The following is a 24,411-nucleotide window of genomic DNA, read 5'->3' as shown; positions in this document are numbered from 1 at the left end:
ATGTCTATTACAACATTTTCCAAAAAAGCATCCTTGGTTGATGAGCTGCCAATAAAAAAAATAGTCTCTATCTTAGGGCTAGCCATTTTAATCAATGGTTGCTCTTCACAGAAGCCAACTGGACGCTACGATATTGATTCAGATATTGCACCAGACGCACCGATCTCGGTAGAGCATTTAGAGGATGCTCATCCTCAGTATGAACCTTATAGTTTAGGTGGTAACACGGATTACACACTGCGTGGCAAAGACTACAAGATCGTAAAAAAGACCGAAGGCTTTACAGAGAAGGGCAAAGCCTCTTGGTACGGTAAGAAATTTCATGGTCATTTAACGTCTAATGGCGAGATTTACGACATGTATTCGATGTCGGCAGCGCACAAAACATTGCCAATTCCAAGCTATGTAAAGGTGACGAATACCGACAATAACAAAACGACGATTGTTCGTATCAATGACCGCGGTCCATTCCATGATGGCCGAATCATTGACCTTAGTTATGCGGCAGCTTATAAGCTCGATGTATTGAGAACTGGCACTGCAAATGTTGAGATAGAAGTCATTACTGTCGCTATGCCAACCGACGCAAATAAAAAGGCCGCTTTACCGCAATTTATTATTCAAGTCGCGACATCGCCTCATGAAGATAGAACCGAGAAGTTAGCTAAAGATCTAGGCGAAAAGCTAGGAGTAGCAACGTTCTTGCAGCCAAATGATGACAACTACCGCCTAATGATTGGACCATTTCATGACTATGCTCTGACTCAAGAGAAATTAGAACAAGTTAAGCTAATGGGTTACCCGTCAGCTTATATAAAAAAACACACCCTAACTCGCTAATTAATCTAACAGTTACTTCTGGTAATCAGCGCTCTGGTGTGACAGAGTGATTCTGTTAATATATGAATAGTTCACCAAATAATTGCATTCAAAATGATTAAATCTAATAAACTTGTTAAATCGATTTTTGCTACTTCTGTTGCTCTTTCTGCAACGATAGCTACATCGTCATTCGCCGCTCCTATTGTTGTTCCTGATGCACCTCAAATCGCCGCTAAAGGTTTTGTTCTGATGGATTACCATTCAGGCAAAGTACTAGCAGAGAAAGAGATGAATACTCAGCTTTCTCCAGCAAGTTTAACCAAGATGATGACGAGCTACGTGATCGGCCAAGAGCTAGAGCGTGGCAACATCAACCTAAACGACGATGTTGTAATCAGTGAAAATGCTTGGGCTAAAAACTTCCCAGATTCATCTAAGATGTTTGTTGAAGTAGGTACAACGGTGAAAGTTGAAGAACTGAACCGCGGTATCATCATTCAATCTGGTAACGATGCATGTGTTGCGATGGCTGAACACATCGCTGGCTCTGAAGATGCTTTCGTTGACCTAATGAACGCATGGGCAAGCTCTATAGGTATGAAAGACACGCACTTTGCTAACGTGCACGGTCTAGACAACCCGAATCTATACTCAACACCTTATGATATGGCACTACTTGGCCAGGCGCTAATTCGCGACGTGCCTGACGAGTACCGCATCTACTCACAGAAGAAATTCACTTACAACGGCATCACCCAGTACAACCGTAACGGTCTGTTATGGGATAAGAGCATGAACGTTGATGGCATCAAAACTGGCCACACAAGCAATGCAGGTTACAGCCTAGTCAGCTCAGCGACAGAAGGCAAAATGCGCCTAGTTGCGGTTGTGATGGGCACGAAAAATGCGAACGCTCGTAAAACAGAAAGCAAAAAGCTACTGAGCTACGGCTTCCGCTTCTTCGAAACAGTGGCACCACACACAGCGGGTGAAACCTTCGTAGAAGAGAAGATCTGGATGGGTAGCAAGGACACAGTTGCACTAGGTGTCGATGAAGATACTTTCGTTACGCTACCTCGTGGTCAAGCTAAGAACCTGAAGGCTAGCTTCGTTCTTGAAAAAGAGCTAGAAGCGCCAATCAGCAAAGGTGATGTGGTTGGTAAACTCTTCTACCAAGTAGACGGTGAAGACGTTGCTGAATACCCACTACTTGCACTTGAAGATGTAGACCAAGGCAGCCTATTCAGCCGTCTATGGGACTACTTAGTACTGCTATTCAAAGGCTTATTCTAAGTAAGCCTAAGGTTTGTTCTAAACAAAACCTTAGCTTGTTGGAAAGCTAACCTAATGAGTAAATTCACTATTTACTCATTAGCGAACCAAAAGCCGCCATGTGCGGCTTTTGTTGATCTTGAGTTCAGTGATATTTACACGTAATATTCCGCCTTATTACTCGTGTCTGTTGACCGAACACGCTTTTTATCGACATTTCGCCAAGTTGCGAGAGTCTAGCCTTTTGGAGCTAATCATGAACATCAATTCTGATGCAAAACTAAAAGACCTCTTAGAGTTCCCTTGTTCATTCACTTACAAAGTAATGGGCCACGCTAAGCCAGAACTGACTGAGCTAGTGCTAGAAGTGATCCAGCGTCATGCTCCTGGTGACTACAGCCCAACGCTAAAACCGAGTGCAAAAGGTAACTACCACTCTGTTTCTATCAATATTACTGCGACGTCAATTGAGCAAGTAGAAACTCTATACAAAGAACTGGGCGAGATCGAAATCGTTCGTATGGTTCTGTAATCTTCGATTACGCATGAAAAACAGCGGCTTATTGCCGCTGTTTTTGTTTAAAGCACCCTATCGCAGTCAAATTCATTCAACTTAATTTTCAATAAACACAAAGAAAGTTGAAAAACCTTGCAGTCCGTCTGTAGTTAGAATCATGTTTCGCGTTTATAATGCGTTCACTTTATTAATCCTTGAGGGAGTGCCGCTTTGCAAAATAAGCTAATCGTAAAAAAATTAGGCCGTCAGGATTATGAACCTGTGTGGAAAGCCATGCATAAGTTCACAGACGAACGCACAGAAGAAGACGTAGACCAAGTATGGTTGGTTGAACACAACCCTGTCTTCACTCAAGGACAAGCAGGCAAAGCTGAGCATGTATTAAATGCTGGCGATATCCCTGTGATACAAAGCGATCGCGGTGGCCAAGTGACTTACCATGGCCCAGGTCAGTTAGTGGCGTACTTTCTGATTAACATCCGCCGCAAGAAATTCGGAGTGCGCGATTTAGTTACTCATATCGAGAACCTCGTAATCAACACTCTGAAAGCTTACAATATAGATTCAGCTGCCCGACCGGACGCTCCTGGTGTTTATGTCGATGGCAAGAAAATCTGTTCACTCGGACTACGAATTCGACGTGGCTGCTCATTCCATGGGCTAGCACTGAACGTTGATATGGACCTGTCTCCGTTTCTGCGCATTAACCCATGTGGTTATCAAGGTATGGAAATGGCACAAGTCAGCCAACTTGGCGGACCAAGTGAATTAGAGAACGTTGAGCAACAGTTAATACAAGAGCTCGTAGAGCTGCTCGGCTATGACCAAGTAGACATTCAAGCCACCAGTAACATTACAGCAGAAGCATAAAATCATGAGCAAACCAATCCAAATGGAAAAAGGCGTTAAATATCGTGACGCTGACAAAATGGCATTAATTCCCGTAAAGAATATGCCTGCTGAACAGAAAGAAGTGCTACGTAAGCCAGAATGGATGAAGATTAAACTTCCTTCAGACAGCCATCGTATCCAAGAAATCAAATCAGCAATGCGCAAAAACAACCTGCACTCAGTTTGTGAAGAAGCGTCTTGCCCTAACCTAGCCGAGTGTTTCAACCACGGTACGGCAACGTTTATGATTCTTGGCGCTATCTGTACTCGTCGCTGCCCGTTCTGTGATGTTGCCCATGGTCGTCCAGTTGCTCCTGAAGCGGAAGAGCCGAAGAAACTGGCTAAGACAATTAAAGACATGAAACTGAAGTACGTTGTAATCACTTCAGTTGACCGCGATGACTTGCGTGACGGCGGTGCTCAGCACTTTGCTGACTGTAACCGTGAGATTCGCGAGCTAAACCCAAATATTCGTATCGAAACACTGGTTCCAGACTTCCGTGGTCGTATGGACGTTGCGCTTGACCTAATGAAAGACAACCCGCCAGATGTTTTCAACCACAACCTAGAGACAGCGCCACGTCTATACCGTAAAGCGCGTCCAGGTGCGAACTACAAATGGTCCCTAGATCTACTGAAGAAATTCAAAGAGCAACACCCAGATATCCCAACAAAGTCTGGTGTAATGATGGGCCTTGGTGAAACAAAAGAAGAGATCGTTCAAGTTCTGAAAGATCTTCGCGAACACGGTGTAACTATGCTGACACTAGGTCAATACCTAGCACCAAGCCGTCACCACTTACCAGTAGAGCGCTACGTGCCGCCTTCAGAGTTCGATGAGCTGAAAGAGATTGCTCTTGAACTTGGCTTCACACACGCTGCGTGTGGTCCGTTTGTACGTTCTTCTTACCATGCAGACCTACAAGCTCAAGGTATGGAAATTAAGTAATCACGATTGCTTAACTAAAAATACAAAGGCGCTGAATATTATGTTCAGCGCCTTTTTTCTATCTTGTTCGTGCGGCTATAGCATTATATAAAAACAACAAAGCCACTCTTTATTGAGTGGCCTTGAATAGCAAATATAATGATGTAGTCGTTAGCTGGTCACTATCCGAAAGAAGCCCATATCACCGTTGCCACTAAGATTGGGCACACGAACTTCACATACATCGGCCAAACCTTACCAAACCAGCCAAGCTGAAAATCAGGGCAACCTTGCTCAAGCTCTTTCACTTTTGAAGCTCGGGTCCATACCCAACCGCCAAACAAACAGAACATCAATGCGGCGATCGGTTGAAGGTATTGAGTCGCTATCATCGCCACCATGCCAAACATTGCAGCAAAATTGTAAACAATTACCACACTGAATAGTGCGATAGCACCACCAATCACCCAACTTGTTGGCGTTCTTCTGGTATTGAAGCGCTCACTCACTAGTGCTACCGGGCCTTCTAACATTGAAATAGAAGAAGTCAGTGCAGCAATCGTTAGCAGTAGGAAGAAAACAATCGCGAAGATCTGCCCAAGCACACCTAAACTATCAAACATCAAAGGCAGAACCGTGAACACTAGCGTGTCAGAACTTAACAGCGAGCCATCTTCGGCGTAGATTTGAACACCTTTTTGCATCGCAACAAACATCGCAGGCATAACCACTAAACCGGCAATAAAGGCTACAGCAGTATCAACCAAGGTTACGTTCATCGCCATTTTTGGTAGGTTCTCTTTCTTACTTAAGTAAGAGCCATAAACCAACATTGAACAGCCACCAATCGTTAGCGAGAAGAAGCCTTGCCCCATCGCTGCTAGAATCAGCTTTCTATCCCACACTTTCTCAAAGTCTGGAACTAGGTAATGTTTTAAGCCTTCCATCGCGCCAGATTGCGTCATGATGTAAACAAACAATAGGCCGAACAATACAAACAGTGCTGGCATTAAACGCGTCGACCACTTCTCGATACCTTGCTTAACACCGCCCTGTACAATCAAAATCGTCAGTACGTAGAACGCAACTGTACCAAAAACATTACGCTCAACGCTGAAGCCTTTAAACCAATCCGCAATCGCCTCTAGGCCAATCAGATCAGCAACAGCGCCGATTAGGAAGCAGATCAACCAACCGCCGACAATGCTATAAAAGGCTAATACTGCGCTTGGAACACTAAGACCAATCCAGCCAACAAATTCACCGACTTTCTTGCCTAGCGGGTTAGCAGTTAGTGAACGCATGCTATCGACAGGGTTCGCTTGGCCATGACGGCCAATCGCCATCTCAACCACCAGCATAGGAAAAGCAACCACGAAGATCATGATTAGGTAAACAAGCAGAAAAGCACCACCGCCATTGCTCGCAACTTGAGTTGGGAAACCCCAAATATTACCCAAGCCAACAGCTGCACCAGCCGCTGCTAAAATAAAACCCAAACGAGAACTAAATAGCTCTCTTGAAGAGGATGATTGTTGGTCCATATTGCCCGCATAAAAATCAGTGAACTAGTTGAGAAGTACAGTAATCAAAAGCAATGATAGACACAACCAATAAATGAACAATTCTCTAATTTTTACAATCAATACGCTATTTAGAACCACAAAATTAACAACGAACCAGTTCGATAGTTTTCCAAATATAGGCACTAAAGAATCATCAACAGAGCCAGGCCACAAAATTGATACTTATCATTGAGTGAACTATACAAACAAAAAGAGCACCAACTGGTGCTCTTGCTATTCATCACTAGACTCGAATTAAATCGTGAATACTTGGTAATCTTTCAGGTTCGGAATGATTTCATGCAGTTCTTGCTCTTGTTCTGCCATCTCATCAAGTGAATCACAGAATTCGGTGCCTTCTTCTTCCATTTGCTGAGCATGTTCTTTCATTCGCTCTTCAACTTTAAGCTTGAGATCCGCCATGCTGTCAGCCAGTTCAGTAAGATTTAGCCCACCCTCTTGCTTCATCTTTTCCGACATTGCATTGAATGCACTTGAGATAAACTCTTGGTTAAAGATCTCTTTGGCCTTTTCAAAATCTTCAGACCAGCCATTTGCCATCGAGTCGAAGCTATCTGCTGGTAGTACTAGCTCACCATCTTTGTAGTAACGAGCCTCAAGTTCAGCAAAGTACGTCTTCATTGACTCTTTTACGTTATCAAACGACTCAGGCGAATCTAGGCTAGCAGCAATATCATCAATAACGTCATTGGCTAATGCTAAGCTCTCGTTAGCCATTTGCTTTGCGCGAGGTAAATACTCACTCATGCTGTCACGATACTTCTCTATTGCAGCTTGTTGGTTAGCATCGAGCTCAACTTTTTCGCCATGGATATAGAGGTCATTGTTTTCATCGAAGACCGCTGTATCGCCATTCACCTGATGGATTTCGACTTTCTGGTCATCGATTCGTAATTCATTCTTCAAATCAACTCGACACTGCGCTGCAAACGTTGGCAGGCTCACAACAGAGATTGCCGCTGTTAGTGATGCAATTAATACACTGTTTTTCATAACATCCTCTCATCAATCTGACAAATTACTATACCTTGGGTTTATGCTTCTTTGTCAGAGAAACGTTTTATATCTATTAGCCAGTTAGTTAGTCGATAGATATAACTTCGTAGCAAAACTGTTTATCAGCGACCTTAAACTCAATTTCATCGCCAACTTCTTTACCCATTAAAGCCCGACCAAACGGCGCGTTCGCGGTCACAATCGCAACTTCATGATCATTCCACATAACAGAGAGTCCACCAACTCTCGGCCCCATGAAAAAGTGTTTATATTGGTCATGCTCGTCAATCACCACCACATAGCTACTCACCGTAATTTTTTCACTGTCACGCAATACCAGGTTTCGGTAACACTGAATATCATCTTCACACTCTTGCACTCTCACCGCTTGTCCGTGGGCAAGATACGAGGCTTCTAGAGCTAAGGTGTCGTACTTGTGCTCTGGCACTGTCTCTTCATCGGTCGCGGCGTCAATGGCACGCTGGGTAGCAGACTGTGCGATACGTAATCGGGTTTCGAGTTGCTCAATGATTATTTGTCGAAGCTCAGACTTATTCATACTATTGGGGTGCTTTTCTATAGGAGCTACAGAATAGAATTAGGTACAATCAGGTGCAAGACATTTGATTCAACGAGCGACGCTATCATGAATAGGCGCGCGCTTTAGCATCAATACGACACTTATTAGATCAGGTAGAACATAAATGATTGAGCAGAAGCTAAAACAAGTATTCGGATTCGATTCACTACGAAACGGACAAAAGCAAGTCATTGATAATGTTCTATCTGGTCACTCGACAGCCGCGATATTCCCGACGGGATCAGGTAAGTCGCTTTGCTACCAATTACCCGCATTAGAGCTTCCTCATTTAACCTTGGTGATATCGCCACTGTTAGCCTTAATGAAAGACCAACTCAGCTTCTTACACAGTAAAGGCATCAGCGCGGCTGCCATCGAATCAAGCCAAGACAGACAAACCACACAACAGGTTATGCAGTCGGTACGTAACGGTGACACAAAAATCCTAATGATCTCGGTTGAACGCTTGAAGAACGAACGCTTTCGTCAGTTTATCTCCCAAGTGCCTATCTCGTTACTTGTGGTCGATGAGGCGCACTGTATCTCGGAATGGGGTCACAACTTCAGACCAGACTATCTGAAACTACCTCAATACCAAAAACAACTGAATATTCCTCAAGTGCTATTGCTCACGGCAACCGCGACGACCTCTGTTATCCAAGATATGAAGTCTAAGTTTGATATCGATGAGGAACGTGTAGTAGTTACTGGCTTCTATCGTCAAAACCTAGACCTTTCAATTCAACCTTGCGAACAAGCCAGCAAACTAGAAACCTTGTGCAATGTCGTCAACCAAGCTTCTCTCGCTCCGACTATTGTGTATGTCACTCTTCAACAAACAGCAGAAATGGTCGCTCAGCAACTTCGTAATGCTGGTGTTAACGCTGTGGCTTATCATGCTGGCCTTAAGCCAGAAAACAGAGATGCCATCCAACATCAATTCATGAGTGATGACGTCAACTGTATCGTAGCAACCATTGCATTTGGTATGGGTGTCGACAAGTCAAATATTCGCCGAGTGATTCACTTTGACTTACCAAAATCGATAGAGAACTACTCGCAAGAGATAGGTAGAGCAGGACGAGATGGGCAAGCTTCTCAGTGTATTTTGCTCGCGAACAAACACGGCTTGAGCACATTAGAGAACTTTGTATTTGGCGATACGCCAGACAACATATCGATCCAGGCAGTATTAAAAGAGATCTACGAAAACCAAAACATTAATGCTTCGGGTTCGAATCAATGGGAGATCATGCTTAACCAACTATCGCGTGAATCTAACATTCGGCAGCTACCGCTGAAAACACTGCTGGTTTACCTTGAAATTGAAGGGGTGATTGAGCCAAAGTACAGCTACTTCGCGGATTACAAATTTAAGTTCATTCGCCCTAAACAGCAGATCTGCGAGCAGTTCCAAGGCGAACGTCGTCATTTTGTAGAAGCGATCTTCCAATGTTCACCACAAGCGAGAGTCTGGTGCCAAGTCGACTTCGATGCGCTTTGGACTCATTTCCAAGCGGATCGCCAACGTGTTATCGCGGCTATTGATTACTTCAACGAACAGGGTTGGATTGAGCTAGAAAGCAAACAAATCACAGATGTCTACGCGATTCACAATACCTCTGAAGATATGATGCAACTGTCCGAGCGTCTAACTGAGTTGTTTAAAGCAAAAGAGAACAGCGAAATCAATCGTCTTAATCAGATGCTGAGCTTCTTTGAAGCCGATACCTGTCTAAGCTCGCGCCTTGCGAGTTACTTTGCAGATGATAAGGCGCCAACCAACTGTGGTCACTGCTCCGTATGCCGAGGCGAAGTAGCGACACTACCAACCGTTGATGTTGAACCTGTCGATGATGAGACGGTGATGACATGGATACATGAATTCATTTCTGCTAGCCAACAGTTGATTACCGACGAGGCTATTACTCGCTTCTTATGTGGAATCGCCACCCCGCTTTCAACCAAACTGAAAGCCAGTAAAATGGTCGGTTACGGTAAGCTAGAGCAACAGCCATTCAGTGACACCCTAGCGCGAGTGAAGCAGCTTCCTAGATAAGCTAATTTTCTTGTTTAGAAAAACCGATTAGGTTGTCAAGTCTAGTCGGTATTCCAATACCAACACTTCTAAATCGAGACTCCCGATGCCTTACCCTAAAAGAAACTCAGCTGACGCATTTGATCTTTGGGTTGCAGCATCACACTCAAACCAAGCAGGCGTATTTCTCGGCCTTGCTGCCTTTTGAGTATTTCACTTAGCAGCTCTTTGAAGTGTTCGCGGTCAAGAGAAGCATGAATGTGTTCAATAGTCGTTTGCTGAAAGTCGGCGAACTTGAGTTTGATTCCCTGCTTGATGATAGCTTTGCTTGGACTGGCTTTTTCTAAGCGAGTTTCAAGTTCAGGAAACAGCTTGTCTTCAATTACCTGCCAACACTGTTCGTAAGTAGAAATATTTTGGGTGAATGTGCGCTCTACGCCTACTGATTTTCGCTCACGTTCAATGATGACTTCTCGATCATCAATACCATGACTGCGCTTCCAAAGCGATGCACCCTGACGGCCAAACTTGAGTAAGAGGTCGCGATAGTCAGACTCCTTAATATCCTTACAAGTAAAGAAGCCTGCTTGATGGAGCTTTTCAATGCTCACCTTGCCGACACCGGGAATCTTTTCAAGTGGTAATTCATCTATCACTGATTGTACGTCTTGTGGAGGAATGACAAACTGACCATTGGGCTTATTCAGATCCGAGGCTACTTTCGCCAAAAATTTAATCGGCGCAATACCTGCAGAAGCAGTTAAGTTAAGCTCATTCCAAATATCACGGCGAATCGACTCGGCAATCAGTGTTGCTGAACCATGACACTGCTTGGAATCGGTAACATCGAGGAAAGCTTCATCCAACGAAAGAGGCTCAATAACAGATGTGTAGCGAGAGAAGATTTCGCGGATCTTTTTAGATATCTCGACATAGACCGACATTCTCCCCGGTACCACCAATAGATTAGGACAAAGCTGTAGGGCTTTTCCGGTCGGCATTGCAGAGCGAATACCAAACTTGCGAGCTTCGTAATTACAGGTACTCAACACACCACGCTGCTTTTCATGCCCACCAACAGCTAGCGGGCGGTTTCGGTAAGCAGGGTTATCACGCATTTCTACAGCCGCGTAAAAACAATCCATATCAACATGAATTATTTTCCTTACTTTCTCTTCATCCGCGCTACACATCTAGGAATTATCCGATCTTACAACTGTACCTATAAACAGTATAATCCAGTTTTTATCAGATTTAAAACGATCTCGAGTCCAGCTAAAAAGGTTTCGCTTCAATAGTCATAAGCTCTTCTGATACTATTGTTAACGAGTATTTAGTCTATAAGTAGGGATCGCTTGTGAGTGAAAAAATACTAGTGGTGGAAGATAGCCGAGCATTCCGCAACTACCTGTACCAACAGCTTAAAAATAGCGGTTATGAGGTGGCGCTTGCAGAATCGATTGCAGAAGCAAAAAACATCTTGGAACAAGAGACCGATTTCTTGTGTGCCGTATTAGATTACTGCTTACCTGACGGGCAAGATGGTGAGATCATTGATCTCGTCTTAGGCTATCAACAGAAAATTATTGTTCTTACCGGGATGTTTGATAATCAACTGCGTGAGCAAGTCCTAGCAAAAGGCGTTATCGATTACATACTTAAAGATAGTATGTCATCAGTAAGCTACCTACTCCCTCTAGTTCAAAGAATTTCAAATAATCGCCACCACAAAGCATTGGTTGTCGATGATTCTGCGGTCGTTCGCCGTTACATAGCTCAACTTCTAGAACACCAATATATCCAAACCATCCAAGCCGAAGATGGCGAACAAGCATTAAAGCTGCTTCATAACGATCCCGATATTACATTCGTTGTTACAGACCATGATATGCCGAAGAAAGACGGTATAGCGATGATCCGTGAGATTCGACGCGATCACGATAGAAATCAGTTAGCTATTCTTGGGCTATCGGGCAGCGATGACCGCACCATGACTGCTCGATTTCTTAAAGCGGGTGCTAACGACTTCCTTTACAAGCCTTTTAACCAAGAAGAATTTTTCTGCCGAATCCATCAACTGCTTGATATGAAAGAGGCGGCCAACGAGCTGTTTCGACATGCCAACGAGGACGCTCTTACTGGCTTATGGAATCGTCGCTACCTGTTTAATCACACTTGTAAGGGCTGCGATCAACGAAACATCGCCATGATGGATATCGATTTCTTTAAGAAAGTGAATGACACGTTTGGCCACGATGGTGGTGATGCCGTACTGATCGATGTAGGTAAAATCATCAAAGAGCATTTCAAAGATGATGTCGCTGTGCGCTTCGGCGGCGAAGAGTTTTGTATTCAGTCATGTGGTGCGTTTGAGAGCTTTGTTGACAACTTAGAGTCCATGAGAGAAGCAATTGAAAACCACGTTGTTGAACATGACTCTCAAAGAATCAAGGTCAGTATCAGTATCGGCGTAACCGATTTAGACGCTAAGTTAGATGAACAGATTAAAGCTGCTGATGAACTGCTTTATATGGCAAAAGAGCAAGGTAGAAACCAGCTAGTATTTGCGCGCAATAGCATGCAAATAGAACAATAGTGATTCGTTTTTGTTTCTATTAATAATCAGCCTAGATAAATAATTAAGCTTCAAAACAAAAAAAGCTCAAGACGATAATCTTGAGCTTTTCAATTTAAGGGCATAGATAACTCTAGCCTCTATAACCACAACCAATTAAGCGATACGGTCTTTACTCCAAGCCGCTTCTTTTTGTTGGCGTTCAGCCAGCTTCTCTTCACGGTAAGCTTCACGTGCTTCACGCTTCTTACGTGCATCACAAGGTTCAGGGCAGTTACATACTTTATCAATACCAACAGCACCCAAACCGCCACAGCTACCTTTCACAACTTTCTTTTGGATAATGTAGCCAATTGACATCGCTGCGATTACTGCAAGAAAAACACCAAATGTAATCAGAAATGTATTCATAATTATCTCGCTTACCTTATTTACCTAAGTATGGCTTAAATGCTTCAGAAGCAATTTCTTTAAAGCCATCTGCTGTTTTTACCACCATAAACACTGGGATGTTATGTTGGTTTGCGACTTCCATTCCTTTTTCCTCACCTAAAACCATAAGGCCCGTAGATAAGCCGTCTGCAGTCATTGAAGACGGGTTTAAAACTGTCACAGAAACCACTTTATGATGAAGAGGCTTTCCTGTTTCTGGGTTAATGATGTGTGAGTAACGAACACCGTCACGCTCAAAATAATTGCGGTAGTCACCAGAGGTTGCGATAGCCATATCACCAGGCTCGATGATTTCTTGAATGTTACGCTCGTCAACACTAGGCTTCTCGATGGCAATACGCCAGCCAACATTTTCACGGTTAAGACCTTTCAAACGGATTTCACCGCCGACTTCTACCATGTAGTTGTGAATACCAATCGAATCAAGGTAATCAGCAACAACATCAACACCCCAACCTTTTGCGATGGTTGAAAGGTCAACATACAAATTAGGCAGGTCTTTAGTTAGCTTATTGCCTTCAACGCTCAAGTGATGAATACCAACCTTAGCTTTACGAGCATCAAGCTCTTCATCTGATGGAACCACTTCCGGGCGAGCTTCAGGACCAAATCCCCAAAGGTTAACCAATGGACCAACCGTAACATCCAACGCACCTTCAGTAAGACCGTTCAAACGAATCGCTTCTTTCACAACTGTCGCAGTTTGTTCAGAAACTTCAAAAGCATCTGCGCCTTTGTGTTGGTTAAAGCGGCTGAGTTCAGAGTCTTCGCGGTAAGTCGACATTTGATCATTCACTTCTTCAAGTAGACGATCGATCTCGGTATGAACCTTGTTAGACTCAGGAAACTCATCACCATTGATGTATTTAATATTGTAGCTAGTACCCATTGTAGGGCCACTTAAATGCACTTGTTCTCTTGCCTGCTCACAGCCCGCAAGAAAAATCAAAGAAGTTAATGCAACAAGCCAAATTCTCACTTGCTTACTCCTGTCTAATGTTGAGGATTTATATAAGGAAAAATAAGAGTAAAAATAGGTATTTTGAATGCCTTACTCTTTCTTATATAAGTCAGTATGTTGTCGAAAATAGTCTTAGAAAAACAAATGGCTGACTCGTGAGAGTCAGCCATGATATCAATCACTTAAATGGATTAACCACCGAAGTCATCAAGTAGAATGTTTTCATCTTCTACACCAAGATCTTTCAGCATGCCGATAACAGCCGCGTTCATCATTGGTGGACCACACATGTAGTACTCACAATCTTCAGGAGCTTCGTGATCCTTCAGGTAGTTTTCGTACAATACGTTGTGGATGAAACCTGTGTAACCGTCCCAGTTGTCCTCTGGTTGAGGATCAGACAGTGCACAGTGCCACACGAAGTTTTCGTTTGCAGCCGCTAGGCCGTCGAAATCTTCAATGTAGAACATCTCACGCTTAGAACGTGCACCGTACCAGTAAGACATCTTACGAGTAGAGTTAAGACGCTTAAGTTGGTCGAAGATATGTGAACGCATTGGCGCCATACCTGCACCACCACCGATGAAGACCATTTCATTGTCTGTGTCTTTAGCAAAGAACTCACCAAATGGACCAGAAATAGTACATTTGTCGCCTTCTTTAAGAGACCAGATGTATGAAGACATCACACCAGGAGCTACGTCAGGGTTGTTTGGCGGCGGAGTTGCGATACGCACGTTCAACTTGATGATGCCTTTCTCTTCTGGGTATGAAGCCATAGAGTAAGCACGAATCGAATGCTCTTTAACGATAGACTCGTAACGGAACAAGTTGAACTTATCCCAGTCACCACGGTATTCCTCAGGAATATCGTAATCTGCGTATTTCACGTGATGTGGTTCAGCTTCAATCTGAATGTAACCACCCGCGCGGAACGGAACTTCTTCACCTTCAGGGATTGCTAGAGCAAGTTCTTTGATGAAAGTAGCTTCGTTGTTATTCGAGATAACAGTACATTCCCACTTTTTAACACCAAAGATATCTTCATCTAGTTCAATCTCCATGTCAGTTTTCATAGCAACTTGACATGCAAGACGTTCGCCTTCGCGAGCTTCACCTTTTGTGATGTGATCAAGTTCAGTTGGAAGGATGTCGCCACCGCCAGACTTAACTTTTACACGACACTGACCACAAGAGCCACCGCCACCACAAGCAGAAGATACGAAGATACCAGCGCCAGCTAGGGCACCAAGTAGCTTACTACCAGGTTGAGTAACGATCGCCTTTTCAGGGTCGCCGTTTACTGAAATAGTGATGTCACCTGATGGTACTAGCTTAGATTTAGCGAATAGAATCACTAGCACTAGAGCCAATACAATAATGGTAAACATCGCTACGCCAAGAATAATGCTTTGCATTTGTTATTCCTTATTACTGGGTGCTTACCCTACAGTTGAACACCAGAGAAAGACATAAAGCCTAACGCCATCAGACCAACAGTAATGAACGTGATACCAAGGCCACGTAGACCTGGAGGTACGTCAGAGTACTTCATCTTCTCGCGGATACCCGCAAGAGCAACGATAGCTAACATCCAACCCACACCAGAACCGAAACCGTAAACAACAGATTCAGCAAAGTTGTAGTCACGAGTTACCATGAAAGATACACCACCAAAGATTGCACAGTTAACTGTGATCAGTGGAAGGAAGATACCTAGTGCGTTGTACAAAGGTGGGAAGAAACGGTCTAGGACCATCTCTAGGATTTGTACAAGTGCCGCGATAACACCGATAAATGCGATGAAGTTAAGGAAACTTAAATCGACACCTTCAACAAGCGCGTTTTCTTTCAGGATGTGTGTGTAAACAAGGTTGTTTACAGGAACAGCGATTGTAAGTACTACAACTACCGCAACACCAAGACCAAAAGAAGTTTTAACTTTCTTAGATACCGCTAGGAATGTACACATACCTAGGAAGAAAGAAAGCGCCATGTTTTCGATGAAAATCGATTTAACTAGCAGACTAATATAATGTTCCATGACTACCTTACCCCTTCGCTTCTACTTGTTCTGGTTTGAACACACGAATTGCCCAAATCAAGAAACCAATTAGGAAGAATGCAGAAGGTGCTAGAAGCATCAAGCCGTTTGGCTGATACCAACCACCGTTGCTCACTAGAGGTAGTACTTCCATACCAAATAGTTTGCCAGAGCCTAGAAGCTCACGGAAGAAACCAACAGTGATAAGAACGAAACCGTAACCAAGACCGTTACCAAGACCATCGATTAGAGATGGGATTGGCGCAGACTTCATTGCGAATGCTTCAGCACGACCCATTACAATACAGTTAGTAATGATTAGGCCTACGAATACAGATAGCTGTTTAGAGATATCGTATAGGTATGCTTTAAGCACTTGGTCTACCACGATTACTAATGATGCGATAATTGCCATCTGAACGATGATACGCACGCTGTTAGGAATGTGGTTACGGATCAAAGAAACGAAGAAGTTAGACAGAGCAGTAACGAACATTACCGCGATAGTCATAACAAATGCTGTTTCTAGCTTAGTGGTTACCGCAAGAGCAGAACACACACCAAGAACCTGTAGCGCGATTGGGTTGTTGTCCAACACCGGCGCTAAGATGCTCTTTTTAATTTCTTTTGCACTAGACATTAGTTCAGACCTCCGTCACGAACTTTTGCTAGGAACGGACCAAAGCCCATATCACCTAACCAGAAGTCAAATGTATGTTGAACACCAACGCTAGTCAGTGTTGCACCAGAAAGGCCATCAACACCGTGCTCAGAACCTTGAGGAGCGCCACCTTTAACAACCTGAATAGCAGGTTTGTGGTTTTCGTCGAATAATTTCTTACCAACGAATTGAGCACGCCAAGTTGGGTTCTCAACTTCACCACCAAGTCCAGGAGTTTCACCTTGCTCGTAGTAAGTGATACCAGAAACTGTGTTGCCATCAGTTTCTACCGCAACGAATGCGTACATCATTGACCATAGACCGTTACCGTGAACAGGGATGATAACTTTAGAAGTTTCAGCGCCATCTTTCACAAGGTATACAGTACCTGTGTTAGCACGACGAAGGATCTTAGCGATGTCATCTTCAGCTGAAAGCTTGATTGACTGAGCTGGATCTTTTGCCGCTTTACGTTGGTCGTATGCAGCAGCGTCGCCGTCAACGAAATCGCCAGTAGCGAAATCAACTAGACGAGGTTCAATGTTCTCTGCGTACAGTTCTGGGATATTACCCGCAAGTTCAATGCCCGCTACTTCAAGGATCTTAGTTTGCTGATCCAGAACCGCGTTAGCTTGTTGCTTAGGTTTAAGAACAACTGCAGCTGTTGAAACGATGATTGAGCACACTAAGCTCAATGCGATAACAACAAACAGCGTCTTTTTAATGCTATCGTTATTACTTGCCATAGCGCGCTAGTCTCCGCTTAATGTTCTTCTCGATTACAACGTGGTCAAACAGAGGAGCAAATAGGTTTGCGAATAGAATCGCAAGCATCATGCCTTCTGGGTATGCAGGGTTAACTACACGAATCATTACACACATTGCGCCGATTAGGATGCCGTACCACCACTTACCTTTATTGGTAAATGAAGCTGATACTGGGTCAGTCGCCATGAAGAACATACCGAATGCGAAGCCACCTAGAACTAGGTGCCAATGCCAAGGCATGCTGAACATTGCGTTAGTATCAGAACCGATCACATTGAACAGCGTAGACACAGCAATCATACCGATCATTACACCCGCAATGATGCGCCATGAAGCGATACGCATGTAAACGATCATCGCTGCACCAATCATAAGTGCTAGAGTCGATACTTCACCGATAGAACCTGGGATGTTACCAATGAATGCATCCATCCAAGTGATTGCTTCACCAGATGTTACGTTCATTAGTGCGCTACCACCGCCTTGAGCCCATTGGCTAAGCGCAGTTGCACCAGAGAAACCGTCTGCAGCAGTCCAAACTACGTCACCTGAAATCTGTGCAGGGTATGCAAAGAATAGGAACGCACGACCAGCAAGTGCAGGGTTCAGGAAGTTACGACCCGTACCACCGAAGATCTCTTTAGCGACTACAACACCGAAGGTAATACCTAGTGCTGCTTGCCATAAAGGAAGCGTTGGCGGAACGATAAGCGCGAATAAGATAGAAGTAACAAAGAAACCTTCGTTTACTTCGTGCTTGCGCACCATACAGAACAGAACTTCCCAGAAACCACCAACTATAAATACCGTCGCGTAGATAGGTAGGAAGTAAGTCGCACCAAGTAGCATCTTGCTGCCAACACCAGCATCGGCTCCTAAGGAGGCTCCAAGCATTTCGGTTAGCCAGTAGTGCCAGTTACCATCGATAACAGATGCTAGTTCAGCGCCTGCATACATATGGTTAAGTGCTGCGATAGCTTGGCCACCCGCGTTGTACATACCCCAGAACATTGCTGGGAATACCGCGAACCAAACCATGATCATGATACGTTTTAAATCAACGCTATCACGAACGTGCGAGCTTTTCTTTGTAATAAGACCTGGTGTGTAGAACACAGTCGCTGCTGCTTCGTAAAGCGCAAACCACTTCTCGTGTTTACCACCTGGCTCAAAATGATGCTCGATGTCTTCAAGAAACTTTTTAAGGCCCATGAAAATTACCCTTCCTTCTCAATCGTATCTAGGCATTCACGAAGTAGTTGACCGTACTCGTACTTACCTGGACATACAAAGGTACACAATGCTACATCTTCTTCGTCTAGCTCTAGCGCACCTAGTGCTTGAGCACTATCAACGTCGCCTGCACATAGATCACGAAGCAGCAATGTAGGTTCCATATCTAGAGGCATTACGCGCTCGTAGTTACCAATTGGAACCATTGAGCGGTCACTACCGTTTGTTGTCGTTGTCATGTTGAACAACTGACCTTTAAACAGGTGACCAAGGAATGAACGAGTAACAGAGAACTTGTTCTTACCAGGCATAGCCCAGCCGAATAGCTCTTTATCACGACCTTCACGTAGAACAGAAACTTGCTGATGGTAACGACCAAGGAAAGCATGTGGACCTGTTGCTTCAGTACCTGTAAGTACAGAACCAGAAATCACACGAACTTCACCTGGCATTAACTCGCTGTCTGTCAACTCTTCAAGGCTAGCACCAATTTGAGTACGAACTAGACGTGGGTTGTTCACTACTGGACCAGCCAGAGAAACAACACGCTCAGAGTAAATCTCACCAGTAAGGAAAAGCTTACCGAATGCGATAACATCTTGGTAGTTAATGCTCCACGCTACATTTTGTGCATTTACCGGGTATAGGTAATGCATATGCGTGCCTGCAAGACCTGCAGGGTGTGGGCCATCAAAAACATGTTCTTCAACGTTAGACTGAGCTGAACGAGGTAAGCTGGTACCTTTTTTACAAACGTACACTTTACCGTTAGTCAGAGTTGAAAGAAGATCTAAACCAGCAACGAAAGCATCAGACTGCTCGTTAATGATTAATTCTGGCTCAGCTGCTAGCGGATTAGTATCCATAGCAGTAACGAAAATAGCCTGAGTTTCAGAATCAACTGCTGGAACCTTGCTGAACGGACGAGTTCGCAAAGCGGTCCATGCGCCAGACTCAACTAACTGAGCTTTAACCGTTTCACGGTCAAGGCCTACTAGTTGGTTAGCTTCATAGCTATTGAACGTGATTTGCTCATTGCCTGCTACTTCAATCACTACTGATTGAAGAACACGCTTAGCACCACGGTTCACTTCAATAACTTTACCGCTTGCTGGAGAAGTAAATACAACACCTGGGTTCTTTTTATCTGCAAAAAGAACTTGGCCTTTCTTCACTTCATCACCAACGCGAGCATGCATCGTAGGACGCATACCAACGTACTCTTCGCCAAGCAAGGCGACTTTAGTGATGGACTTACCATCATTAATCACCTGGGATGGAGTTCCTGCGATAGGAAGATCCAAACCCTTCTTTATTGTAATCATACGCACTTGCACTACTTTATCGGGAAAAAGATTCTTTTAATTGCGTAAATTCAGGACGTTTTAAAATCGCCCTTAGACACGACATTACAGTGTCCGGTTTTGGTAAATTTGAGATACCAAAATCGCAACATTACATTAATAAACTCATCACAAAGATTATGTGAGATTTATCAGGTGCCGTATTCTAGCATTTTTTGACAACTTGATGCCATGACCAATAACTTGAATACGGCCTTTATTTGGTGAGATTTGAAGCATATGGACTCTCAAATATGTATAAATTTGACGAGCCGCACAGATAAATTGGCTTTTGAATCGTGTTTTAAACAAGAGATTAATACTCTGTCACAAACTAATATTTTACGAGTTATGTTGAAACACTGTTAATAAAAACATTACTCATTGTGGGTATTTTTAACCGTTCGATTTACCATCAGTTTGAGTGATATGACAACAAGAAACAGATGAATTTGACGACAAAAAAGGCGGCATAGCCACCTCTTCTATATTCGCGAGTTCTATTACTTACCACCGCCCATACACATAGGGCTATCTGGCACGTTATCTAGCTGCTTCATCCATTCATCTTTTGTATAAGTGTGAATGGACAATGCGTGAATATTATTCGCTAGCTCTTCTGAAAGAGCTTTATTTATTGCTCGATGGCGAGCAATAAGACGCAAACCTTCAAACACATCGCTGACAACAATCACTTTAAAATGACTCTCAGAACCAGCCGGAACATTGTGCATATAGCTCTCATTGACCACGTTTAAATGACTTGGTGAAAACTCATTGTGCAATTTTGTTTCGATAACTTCTTGGATCATTGTGATTCCTTAATAACGTATTGGCGTTGTCCGTGGGGAGAGTATAAACCCTAACAGGTCGAGTGTCTGAGTATTTCAAGTGAATGGCGTAGGTTTGCTTGAGTTTTTTCTATCTTGTTCAGGCTGCATTTGAGACAATATCTTTGTTATTCCTTACATAAGTATCTCAAGCAATGAAAACAGAACTTACCCTTCACGATAGAACTTTAACCTTACATCGTTTCCCTAAACGTTCAAATGAAACCCTTCAAGCTTGGGATGCGGGCGACGAATACCTGATCAGTCACGTTGAAGAGATGAACCTTGAACCTGGCAAACACATCCTGATCATGAACGACAGCTTTGGTGCCCTATCCGCATGGTTCTCGAAAGATCATGATGTCACCATGATGAGTGACTCATTTATCTCTCACCGTGGTGCCCTGAAAAACTTACAGCGTAATCAATGCAATCGCGTCAACTTTTTAAACACCATGGATGATATCCCACACGGTATCGATCTTGTGATCATGCAGCTGCCGAAAACAAACCGTCACCTAATTTGGCAATTGAGCCAGCTACGCCAAGCTTTACCTGAAGGCTGCCAAGTGATCGGCGTCAACAAGGTAAAAGAGATTCACACTTCTACGCTTAATCTGTTCGAAAAATACCTAGGCGAAACCAAAACATCGCTAGCGAAGAAAAAACACCGCTTAGTCTTCTCGTCTCCAAACTGCCAGCCAATTCAAACGGTAGAGCCTTTTGTTGAATGGGATGTTGACGGTGAAGATATCCGCCTGAAAAATTTACCAAATGTTTACTCAGGGGAAGCACTCGATCAAGGCGCTCGTTATATGCTAGAGCACATCCCTCAAGATCCTGAGCTACGCCATATCATCGACCTTGGCTGTGGCAACGGCGTATTGAGTGTAAAAGCTGGGCAATTAAACCCACAAGCTCGTATCACCTGTGTCGATGAAAGCTTTATGGCGGTGGAATCTGCGCGCCAAAACATCAAAGACAACCTTGGTGAAGAAGGTAACTTCCAATTCATCGCCAACAACTGTTTAGATGGCTTTAAGAAAAACAGCACCTACTTAGTGATGTGTAATCCTCCGTTCCACCAACAACAAGCAATTACTGATCACATTGCGTGGCAAATGTTCTGTGATGCAAAGCATGTTCTTAGCAATGGAGGCAAATTAATTGTTATTGGCAACCGACACCTCGGATACGATGTCAAACTAGCAAGACTATTTGGTGAAGCTAACGTTGAAACGCTTGAACTAAACCAAAAATTTGAGATATTACAAGCAACAAGAGAACCTGCGAATTTTAATAAATAAGCAGAAGCGACTTCACAAGAATTTAAGATACCGAGCTTCTGGTGTGAATTTAGAAAGGATAAAGGAATGAAAAAACTGATTTTGGCTGCTTCTATTATGGCTTTGACAGCATGTTCAGCCCCTCAGCAAGAACAGATCAATGTAATGCCAGAAGCTTCACTAAGCTCCAGCAACCTTGTACAAGGCAAAACATACACGCTAACCAGTAAAGATGTTCGTGCCGCTCAATATGTTGCATTGGTTGATAGTGGCCGTTCAAATATTCAGCCAATTCACGCTAAGCAAAACATGCGTATCTCTCTAGAAAACGCTATTGCTCAACAATTTGAGTCACAAGGCTTTCGTGCCAGCGTAAACAGCGAAAACTCTGTTGTTTTAGAGATTCAAGAAGCACTCGTTACCGTAGAACACACCATTATGGAAAACCAAATGGACGGTAAAGTAACACTTGAAGTTACGGCTGAAACACCAGAAGGCAAACTGGTTAAGACATTCAATGGCACAGCAACTCGCACTGGTGCATTAAGTGCATCAAACGACGATATCGCAATGGTACTTAACGATGTTATCGACTTAGTGCTCAAGGAGATCGCCAATGACCAAGAACTGCAAACTTACATGAAGGAACGTTTCTAATGGGTCGTATTTTATCTTCTATCGCATTAATGCTGGTGAGCGTGAGCGTTTGGGCTGGCCCTAAAGTGAACGTAGAGACAACATTAGGCGACTTCACAATTGAGCTTAACCAAGAGCAAGCACCAGTTAGTGCTGAGAACTTTCTAAAATACGTTGCTGACGGCAGCTATGAAGGCACTATCTTCCACCGAGTTATTCCTGGTTTCATGGCACAAGGTGGTGGTTTCGATCAAGAGATGAATCAACAAGCGACTTATGCTCCTATCAAGAACGAAGGTAGTAATGGCCTGAAAAACGATACAGCAACCATCGCTATGGCTCGTACCAATGCTCCAGATTCTGCAACTCGTCAGTTTTTCATTAACTTCTCTGACAACGATTTCTTAAACGCTAAAGGTGGTAACCCAGGCTATGCTGTATTCGGCAAAGTAACTGAAGGTTTTGACGTTGTTCAAAAGATGGCAACGATTCCAACCAAGCGAATGGGCCGCATGTCAGACATCCCAGTCGACCCAATCGTCATCACCAAAGTGACCCTTCTTAAGTAATCCAATGTAACGCCCTTATTTCTTAAGGGCGTTTTTCTATACAAGGACGCCCTATGTCATCAGGCACTCCCTCTCTTTCTTGGATGCAGACTTTCCGCAGTTACCTTGATAAACGCCTACTTTGGGTGTTTATGCTGGGTTGTTCGAGCGGCTTCCCATGGGTTCTTATTGGATCCAACATGTCTGGTTGGCTAAAAGATGCAGGTTTAACACGTGCGGCAATCGGCTACTTTGGTAGTGTATTTGCCGTCTATGCGATTAACTTTTTATGGGCACCATTGGTAGACAGAGTCAAACTGCCAATCTTACACGCGATACTAGGTCAACGACGCAGTTGGATATTTCTATGCCAAAGCTTTGTTCTCGTATGCACGCTGTTCATTGCTGGAGTAAACCCTGCTAATGACCTGATGTTCACCTCAATGCTTGCATTGGGCATTGCGATTGCGTCTGCAACTCAAGACATTGCGATTGATGCCTTCCGTATCGATTCGTTTCCAAAATCTGAATCATCGAAACTGCCACAAGCGTCAGCAATGGCCGTAGTTGGCTGGTGGACTGGTTATTCCCTACCGGGTTACCTCGCCTTTATCAATGCTGACTCAATCGGTTGGAATGGTGTTTATTACGGCATGGCAGGCGTCGTTGTCGTATTAATGCTGTTTACGCTTTTTGTCGGCGAGCCAAATACACAACGCGAGGCCCTGCAAGAACAGGCCCAGCAACGCCACAATAAAGTTGTGGGTTCGAAAGTCGTGGCTTGGTTCAGTGTTACCGTGTTAGAACCGTTTTATGACTTCTTTAAACGAAACGGAGTTCAAGTTGCCATTACCCTACTGTTGTTCGTATTCCTATTTAAGATAGGCGAAGCCTTCTTAGGCCGTATGTCGATCACCTTCTATAAAGAAATAGGTTTTAGTAACGAACAAATCGGCCATTATTCAAAGTTAATTGGTTGGGGTGCGACAATATTCTTCACCTTATTAGGCAGTGTCTTCAATGTGAAATTTGGTATTGTACGCGGACTCATGATTGGCGGTGTTGCAATGGCAGCCAGTAATCTTATGTTCGCGTGGATCGCTCAAGCGGGCCCAAGTGAAACGCTGTTCTTGGCCACGATTATTGTCGATAATTTCACGACCGCCTTTTCAACAGTAGCTTTTGTTTCTTTCTTAACGCTACTAACCGGACAAGCGTTCTCAGCGACACAATATGCCTTGTTAGCGTCCTTGGGCAACTTCGGTCGAACAACACTGGCTTCATTCAGTGGCGAGCTCGTCGATTACCTGAATGATTGGTCAACCTTCTTTATATTGACGTCATTAATGGTGATACCAAGCTTGATCATGCTCTATTCGTTGCGCCACTTTTTCACTGATTTATTAGAAAAAGCTAAAAACAACCAAGAGTAATTGAACAAAA

The 24,411-nt window shown here is 43.8% G+C and carries 24 protein-coding genes; 11 read left to right on the top strand and 13 right to left on the bottom strand.

Features of this window, described 5'->3' with window-relative positions; genetic code table 11:
* From OCV56_RS03585 to lipA, 5 genes are all read left to right on the top strand, one after another.
* Positions 1 to 840, top strand: coding sequence for a septal ring lytic transglycosylase RlpA family protein (locus OCV56_RS03585; protein WP_086715950.1), 840 nt, complete (start codon positions 1 to 3; stop codon positions 838 to 840).
* 93 nt (positions 841 to 933) lie between these two features.
* Positions 934 to 2,115, top strand: coding sequence for a serine hydrolase (locus tag OCV56_RS03580; protein WP_083702834.1), 1,182 nt, complete (start codon positions 934 to 936; stop codon positions 2,113 to 2,115).
* Positions 2,116 to 2,347: 232 nt separating this feature from the next.
* Complete coding sequence (gene ybeD, locus OCV56_RS03575; RefSeq protein WP_026084358.1) at positions 2,348 to 2,626, top strand: DUF493 family protein YbeD; 279 nt, start codon at positions 2,348 to 2,350, stop codon at positions 2,624 to 2,626.
* Positions 2,627 to 2,821: 195 nt separating this feature from the next.
* Complete coding sequence (gene lipB / locus OCV56_RS03570) at positions 2,822 to 3,481, top strand: lipoyl(octanoyl) transferase LipB (protein ID WP_004737632.1); 660 nt, start codon at positions 2,822 to 2,824, stop codon at positions 3,479 to 3,481.
* A gap of 4 nt (positions 3,482 to 3,485) precedes the next feature.
* Positions 3,486 to 4,451, top strand: coding sequence for a lipoyl synthase (gene lipA / locus OCV56_RS03565; RefSeq protein ID WP_017059920.1), 966 nt, complete (start codon positions 3,486 to 3,488; stop codon positions 4,449 to 4,451).
* Between the two features lie 161 nt (positions 4,452 to 4,612).
* Here the strand turns inward: lipA and OCV56_RS03560 are convergent, their stop codons facing one another.
* The 3 genes from OCV56_RS03560 to OCV56_RS03550 form a co-directional block, all read right to left on the bottom strand.
* A complete protein-coding gene (locus OCV56_RS03560) occupies positions 4,613 to 5,974 on the bottom strand; it encodes a sodium-dependent transporter (protein WP_086715952.1) in 1,362 nt (453 codons plus the stop codon).
* Positions 5,975 to 6,250: 276 nt separating this feature from the next.
* Positions 6,251 to 7,009, bottom strand: coding sequence for a YggN family protein (locus tag OCV56_RS03555; protein ID WP_086715954.1), 759 nt, complete (start codon positions 7,007 to 7,009; stop codon positions 6,251 to 6,253).
* A gap of 88 nt (positions 7,010 to 7,097) precedes the next feature.
* Complete coding sequence (locus OCV56_RS03550) at positions 7,098 to 7,571, bottom strand: GreA/GreB family elongation factor (protein ID WP_086715956.1); 474 nt, start codon at positions 7,569 to 7,571, stop codon at positions 7,098 to 7,100.
* A gap of 145 nt (positions 7,572 to 7,716) precedes the next feature.
* Here OCV56_RS03550 and OCV56_RS03545 point away from each other — a divergent pair, with 145 nt between their 5' ends.
* Complete coding sequence (locus tag OCV56_RS03545; RefSeq protein WP_086715959.1) at positions 7,717 to 9,651, top strand: RecQ family ATP-dependent DNA helicase; 1,935 nt, start codon at positions 7,717 to 7,719, stop codon at positions 9,649 to 9,651.
* 95 nt (positions 9,652 to 9,746) lie between these two features.
* Here OCV56_RS03545 and dinB read toward each other — a convergent pair whose 3' ends face one another.
* Positions 9,747 to 10,823: a DNA polymerase IV gene (gene dinB, locus OCV56_RS03540; protein WP_086715961.1), complete on the bottom strand. Its 1,077-nt coding sequence runs from the start codon at positions 10,821 to 10,823 to the stop codon at positions 9,747 to 9,749.
* Positions 10,824 to 10,987: 164 nt separating this feature from the next.
* Here dinB and OCV56_RS03535 point away from each other — a divergent pair, with 164 nt between their 5' ends.
* Positions 10,988 to 12,226 (top strand): GGDEF domain-containing response regulator, encoded by a 1,239-nt coding sequence (locus OCV56_RS03535; protein WP_086715963.1) that lies wholly within the window; start codon positions 10,988 to 10,990, stop codon positions 12,224 to 12,226.
* A 135-nt stretch (positions 12,227 to 12,361) separates the two neighbouring features.
* Here OCV56_RS03535 and nqrM read toward each other — a convergent pair whose 3' ends face one another.
* The 9 genes from nqrM to bolA all read right to left on the bottom strand — a co-directional run bounded on the left by nqrM (position 12,362) and on the right by bolA (position 20,480).
* On the bottom strand, positions 12,362 to 12,616 hold the full coding sequence (gene nqrM / locus OCV56_RS03530; protein ID WP_009848378.1) for a (Na+)-NQR maturation NqrM: 255 nt from the start codon (positions 12,614 to 12,616) through the stop codon (positions 12,362 to 12,364).
* Between the two features lie 16 nt (positions 12,617 to 12,632).
* A complete protein-coding gene (locus OCV56_RS03525) occupies positions 12,633 to 13,637 on the bottom strand; it encodes an FAD:protein FMN transferase (RefSeq protein ID WP_086715965.1) in 1,005 nt (334 codons plus the stop codon).
* 173 nt (positions 13,638 to 13,810) lie between these two features.
* Positions 13,811 to 15,037 carry an NADH:ubiquinone reductase (Na(+)-transporting) subunit F gene (nqrF, locus tag OCV56_RS03520; protein ID WP_010439056.1) on the bottom strand — a complete coding sequence of 409 codons (1,227 nt, stop codon included), beginning with the start codon at positions 15,035 to 15,037 and terminating at the stop codon, positions 13,811 to 13,813.
* Between the two features lie 29 nt (positions 15,038 to 15,066).
* The gene (gene nqrE, locus OCV56_RS03515; protein WP_009848375.1) at positions 15,067 to 15,663 is read right to left on the bottom strand and encodes an NADH:ubiquinone reductase (Na(+)-transporting) subunit E; all 597 of its coding nucleotides are present in this window, start codon (positions 15,661 to 15,663) and stop codon (positions 15,067 to 15,069) included.
* Between the two features lie 7 nt (positions 15,664 to 15,670).
* Positions 15,671 to 16,303 (bottom strand): NADH:ubiquinone reductase (Na(+)-transporting) subunit D, encoded by a 633-nt coding sequence (locus tag OCV56_RS03510; RefSeq protein ID WP_008223083.1) that lies wholly within the window; start codon positions 16,301 to 16,303, stop codon positions 15,671 to 15,673.
* Positions 16,303 to 17,070: a Na(+)-translocating NADH-quinone reductase subunit C gene (locus OCV56_RS03505; RefSeq protein ID WP_019823841.1), complete on the bottom strand. Its 768-nt coding sequence runs from the start codon at positions 17,068 to 17,070 to the stop codon at positions 16,303 to 16,305. Before OCV56_RS03505 ends, OCV56_RS03510 begins: the two co-directional genes overlap by 1 nt.
* The gene (locus OCV56_RS03500) at positions 17,060 to 18,304 is read right to left on the bottom strand and encodes an NADH:ubiquinone reductase (Na(+)-transporting) subunit B (RefSeq protein WP_048669180.1); all 1,245 of its coding nucleotides are present in this window, start codon (positions 18,302 to 18,304) and stop codon (positions 17,060 to 17,062) included. Before OCV56_RS03500 ends, OCV56_RS03505 begins: the two co-directional genes overlap by 11 nt.
* 5 nt (positions 18,305 to 18,309) lie before the next feature.
* Complete coding sequence (locus OCV56_RS03495; protein WP_086715967.1) at positions 18,310 to 19,650, bottom strand: Na(+)-translocating NADH-quinone reductase subunit A; 1,341 nt, start codon at positions 19,648 to 19,650, stop codon at positions 18,310 to 18,312.
* Between the two features lie 521 nt (positions 19,651 to 20,171).
* Entirely contained in the window at positions 20,172 to 20,480 is a 309-nt protein-coding gene (gene bolA / locus OCV56_RS03490; RefSeq protein WP_086715969.1) for a transcriptional regulator BolA, read from the bottom strand.
* Between the two features lie 173 nt (positions 20,481 to 20,653).
* Between bolA and OCV56_RS03485 the strand changes: the two genes are divergently transcribed.
* The 4 genes from OCV56_RS03485 (at position 20,654) to OCV56_RS03470 (ending at position 24,401) form a co-directional block, all read left to right on the top strand.
* Positions 20,654 to 21,805 (top strand): methyltransferase, encoded by a 1,152-nt coding sequence (locus OCV56_RS03485; RefSeq protein WP_086715971.1) that lies wholly within the window; start codon positions 20,654 to 20,656, stop codon positions 21,803 to 21,805.
* 66 nt (positions 21,806 to 21,871) lie between these two features.
* The gene (locus OCV56_RS03480) at positions 21,872 to 22,441 is read left to right on the top strand and encodes a YajG family lipoprotein (protein ID WP_086715973.1); all 570 of its coding nucleotides are present in this window, start codon (positions 21,872 to 21,874) and stop codon (positions 22,439 to 22,441) included.
* On the top strand, positions 22,441 to 22,989 hold the full coding sequence (locus tag OCV56_RS03475; RefSeq protein WP_019823852.1) for a peptidylprolyl isomerase: 549 nt from the start codon (positions 22,441 to 22,443) through the stop codon (positions 22,987 to 22,989). The genes OCV56_RS03480 and OCV56_RS03475 overlap by 1 nt, the downstream gene beginning before the upstream one ends.
* A 53-nt stretch (positions 22,990 to 23,042) precedes the next feature.
* Positions 23,043 to 24,401: an AmpG family muropeptide MFS transporter gene (locus OCV56_RS03470; RefSeq protein WP_086715975.1), complete on the top strand. Its 1,359-nt coding sequence runs from the start codon at positions 23,043 to 23,045 to the stop codon at positions 24,399 to 24,401.
* Positions 24,402 to 24,411: the final 10 nt, after the last annotated feature.

Origin of the sequence: Vibrio gigantis (assembly GCF_024347515.1) — a bacterium.
GTDB classification, from domain to species: Bacteria; Pseudomonadota; Gammaproteobacteria; order Enterobacterales; family Vibrionaceae; genus Vibrio; species Vibrio gigantis.
Note: the sequence above shows the minus strand (reverse complement) of the source record. Positions and strands in the feature narration are given on the sequence as shown.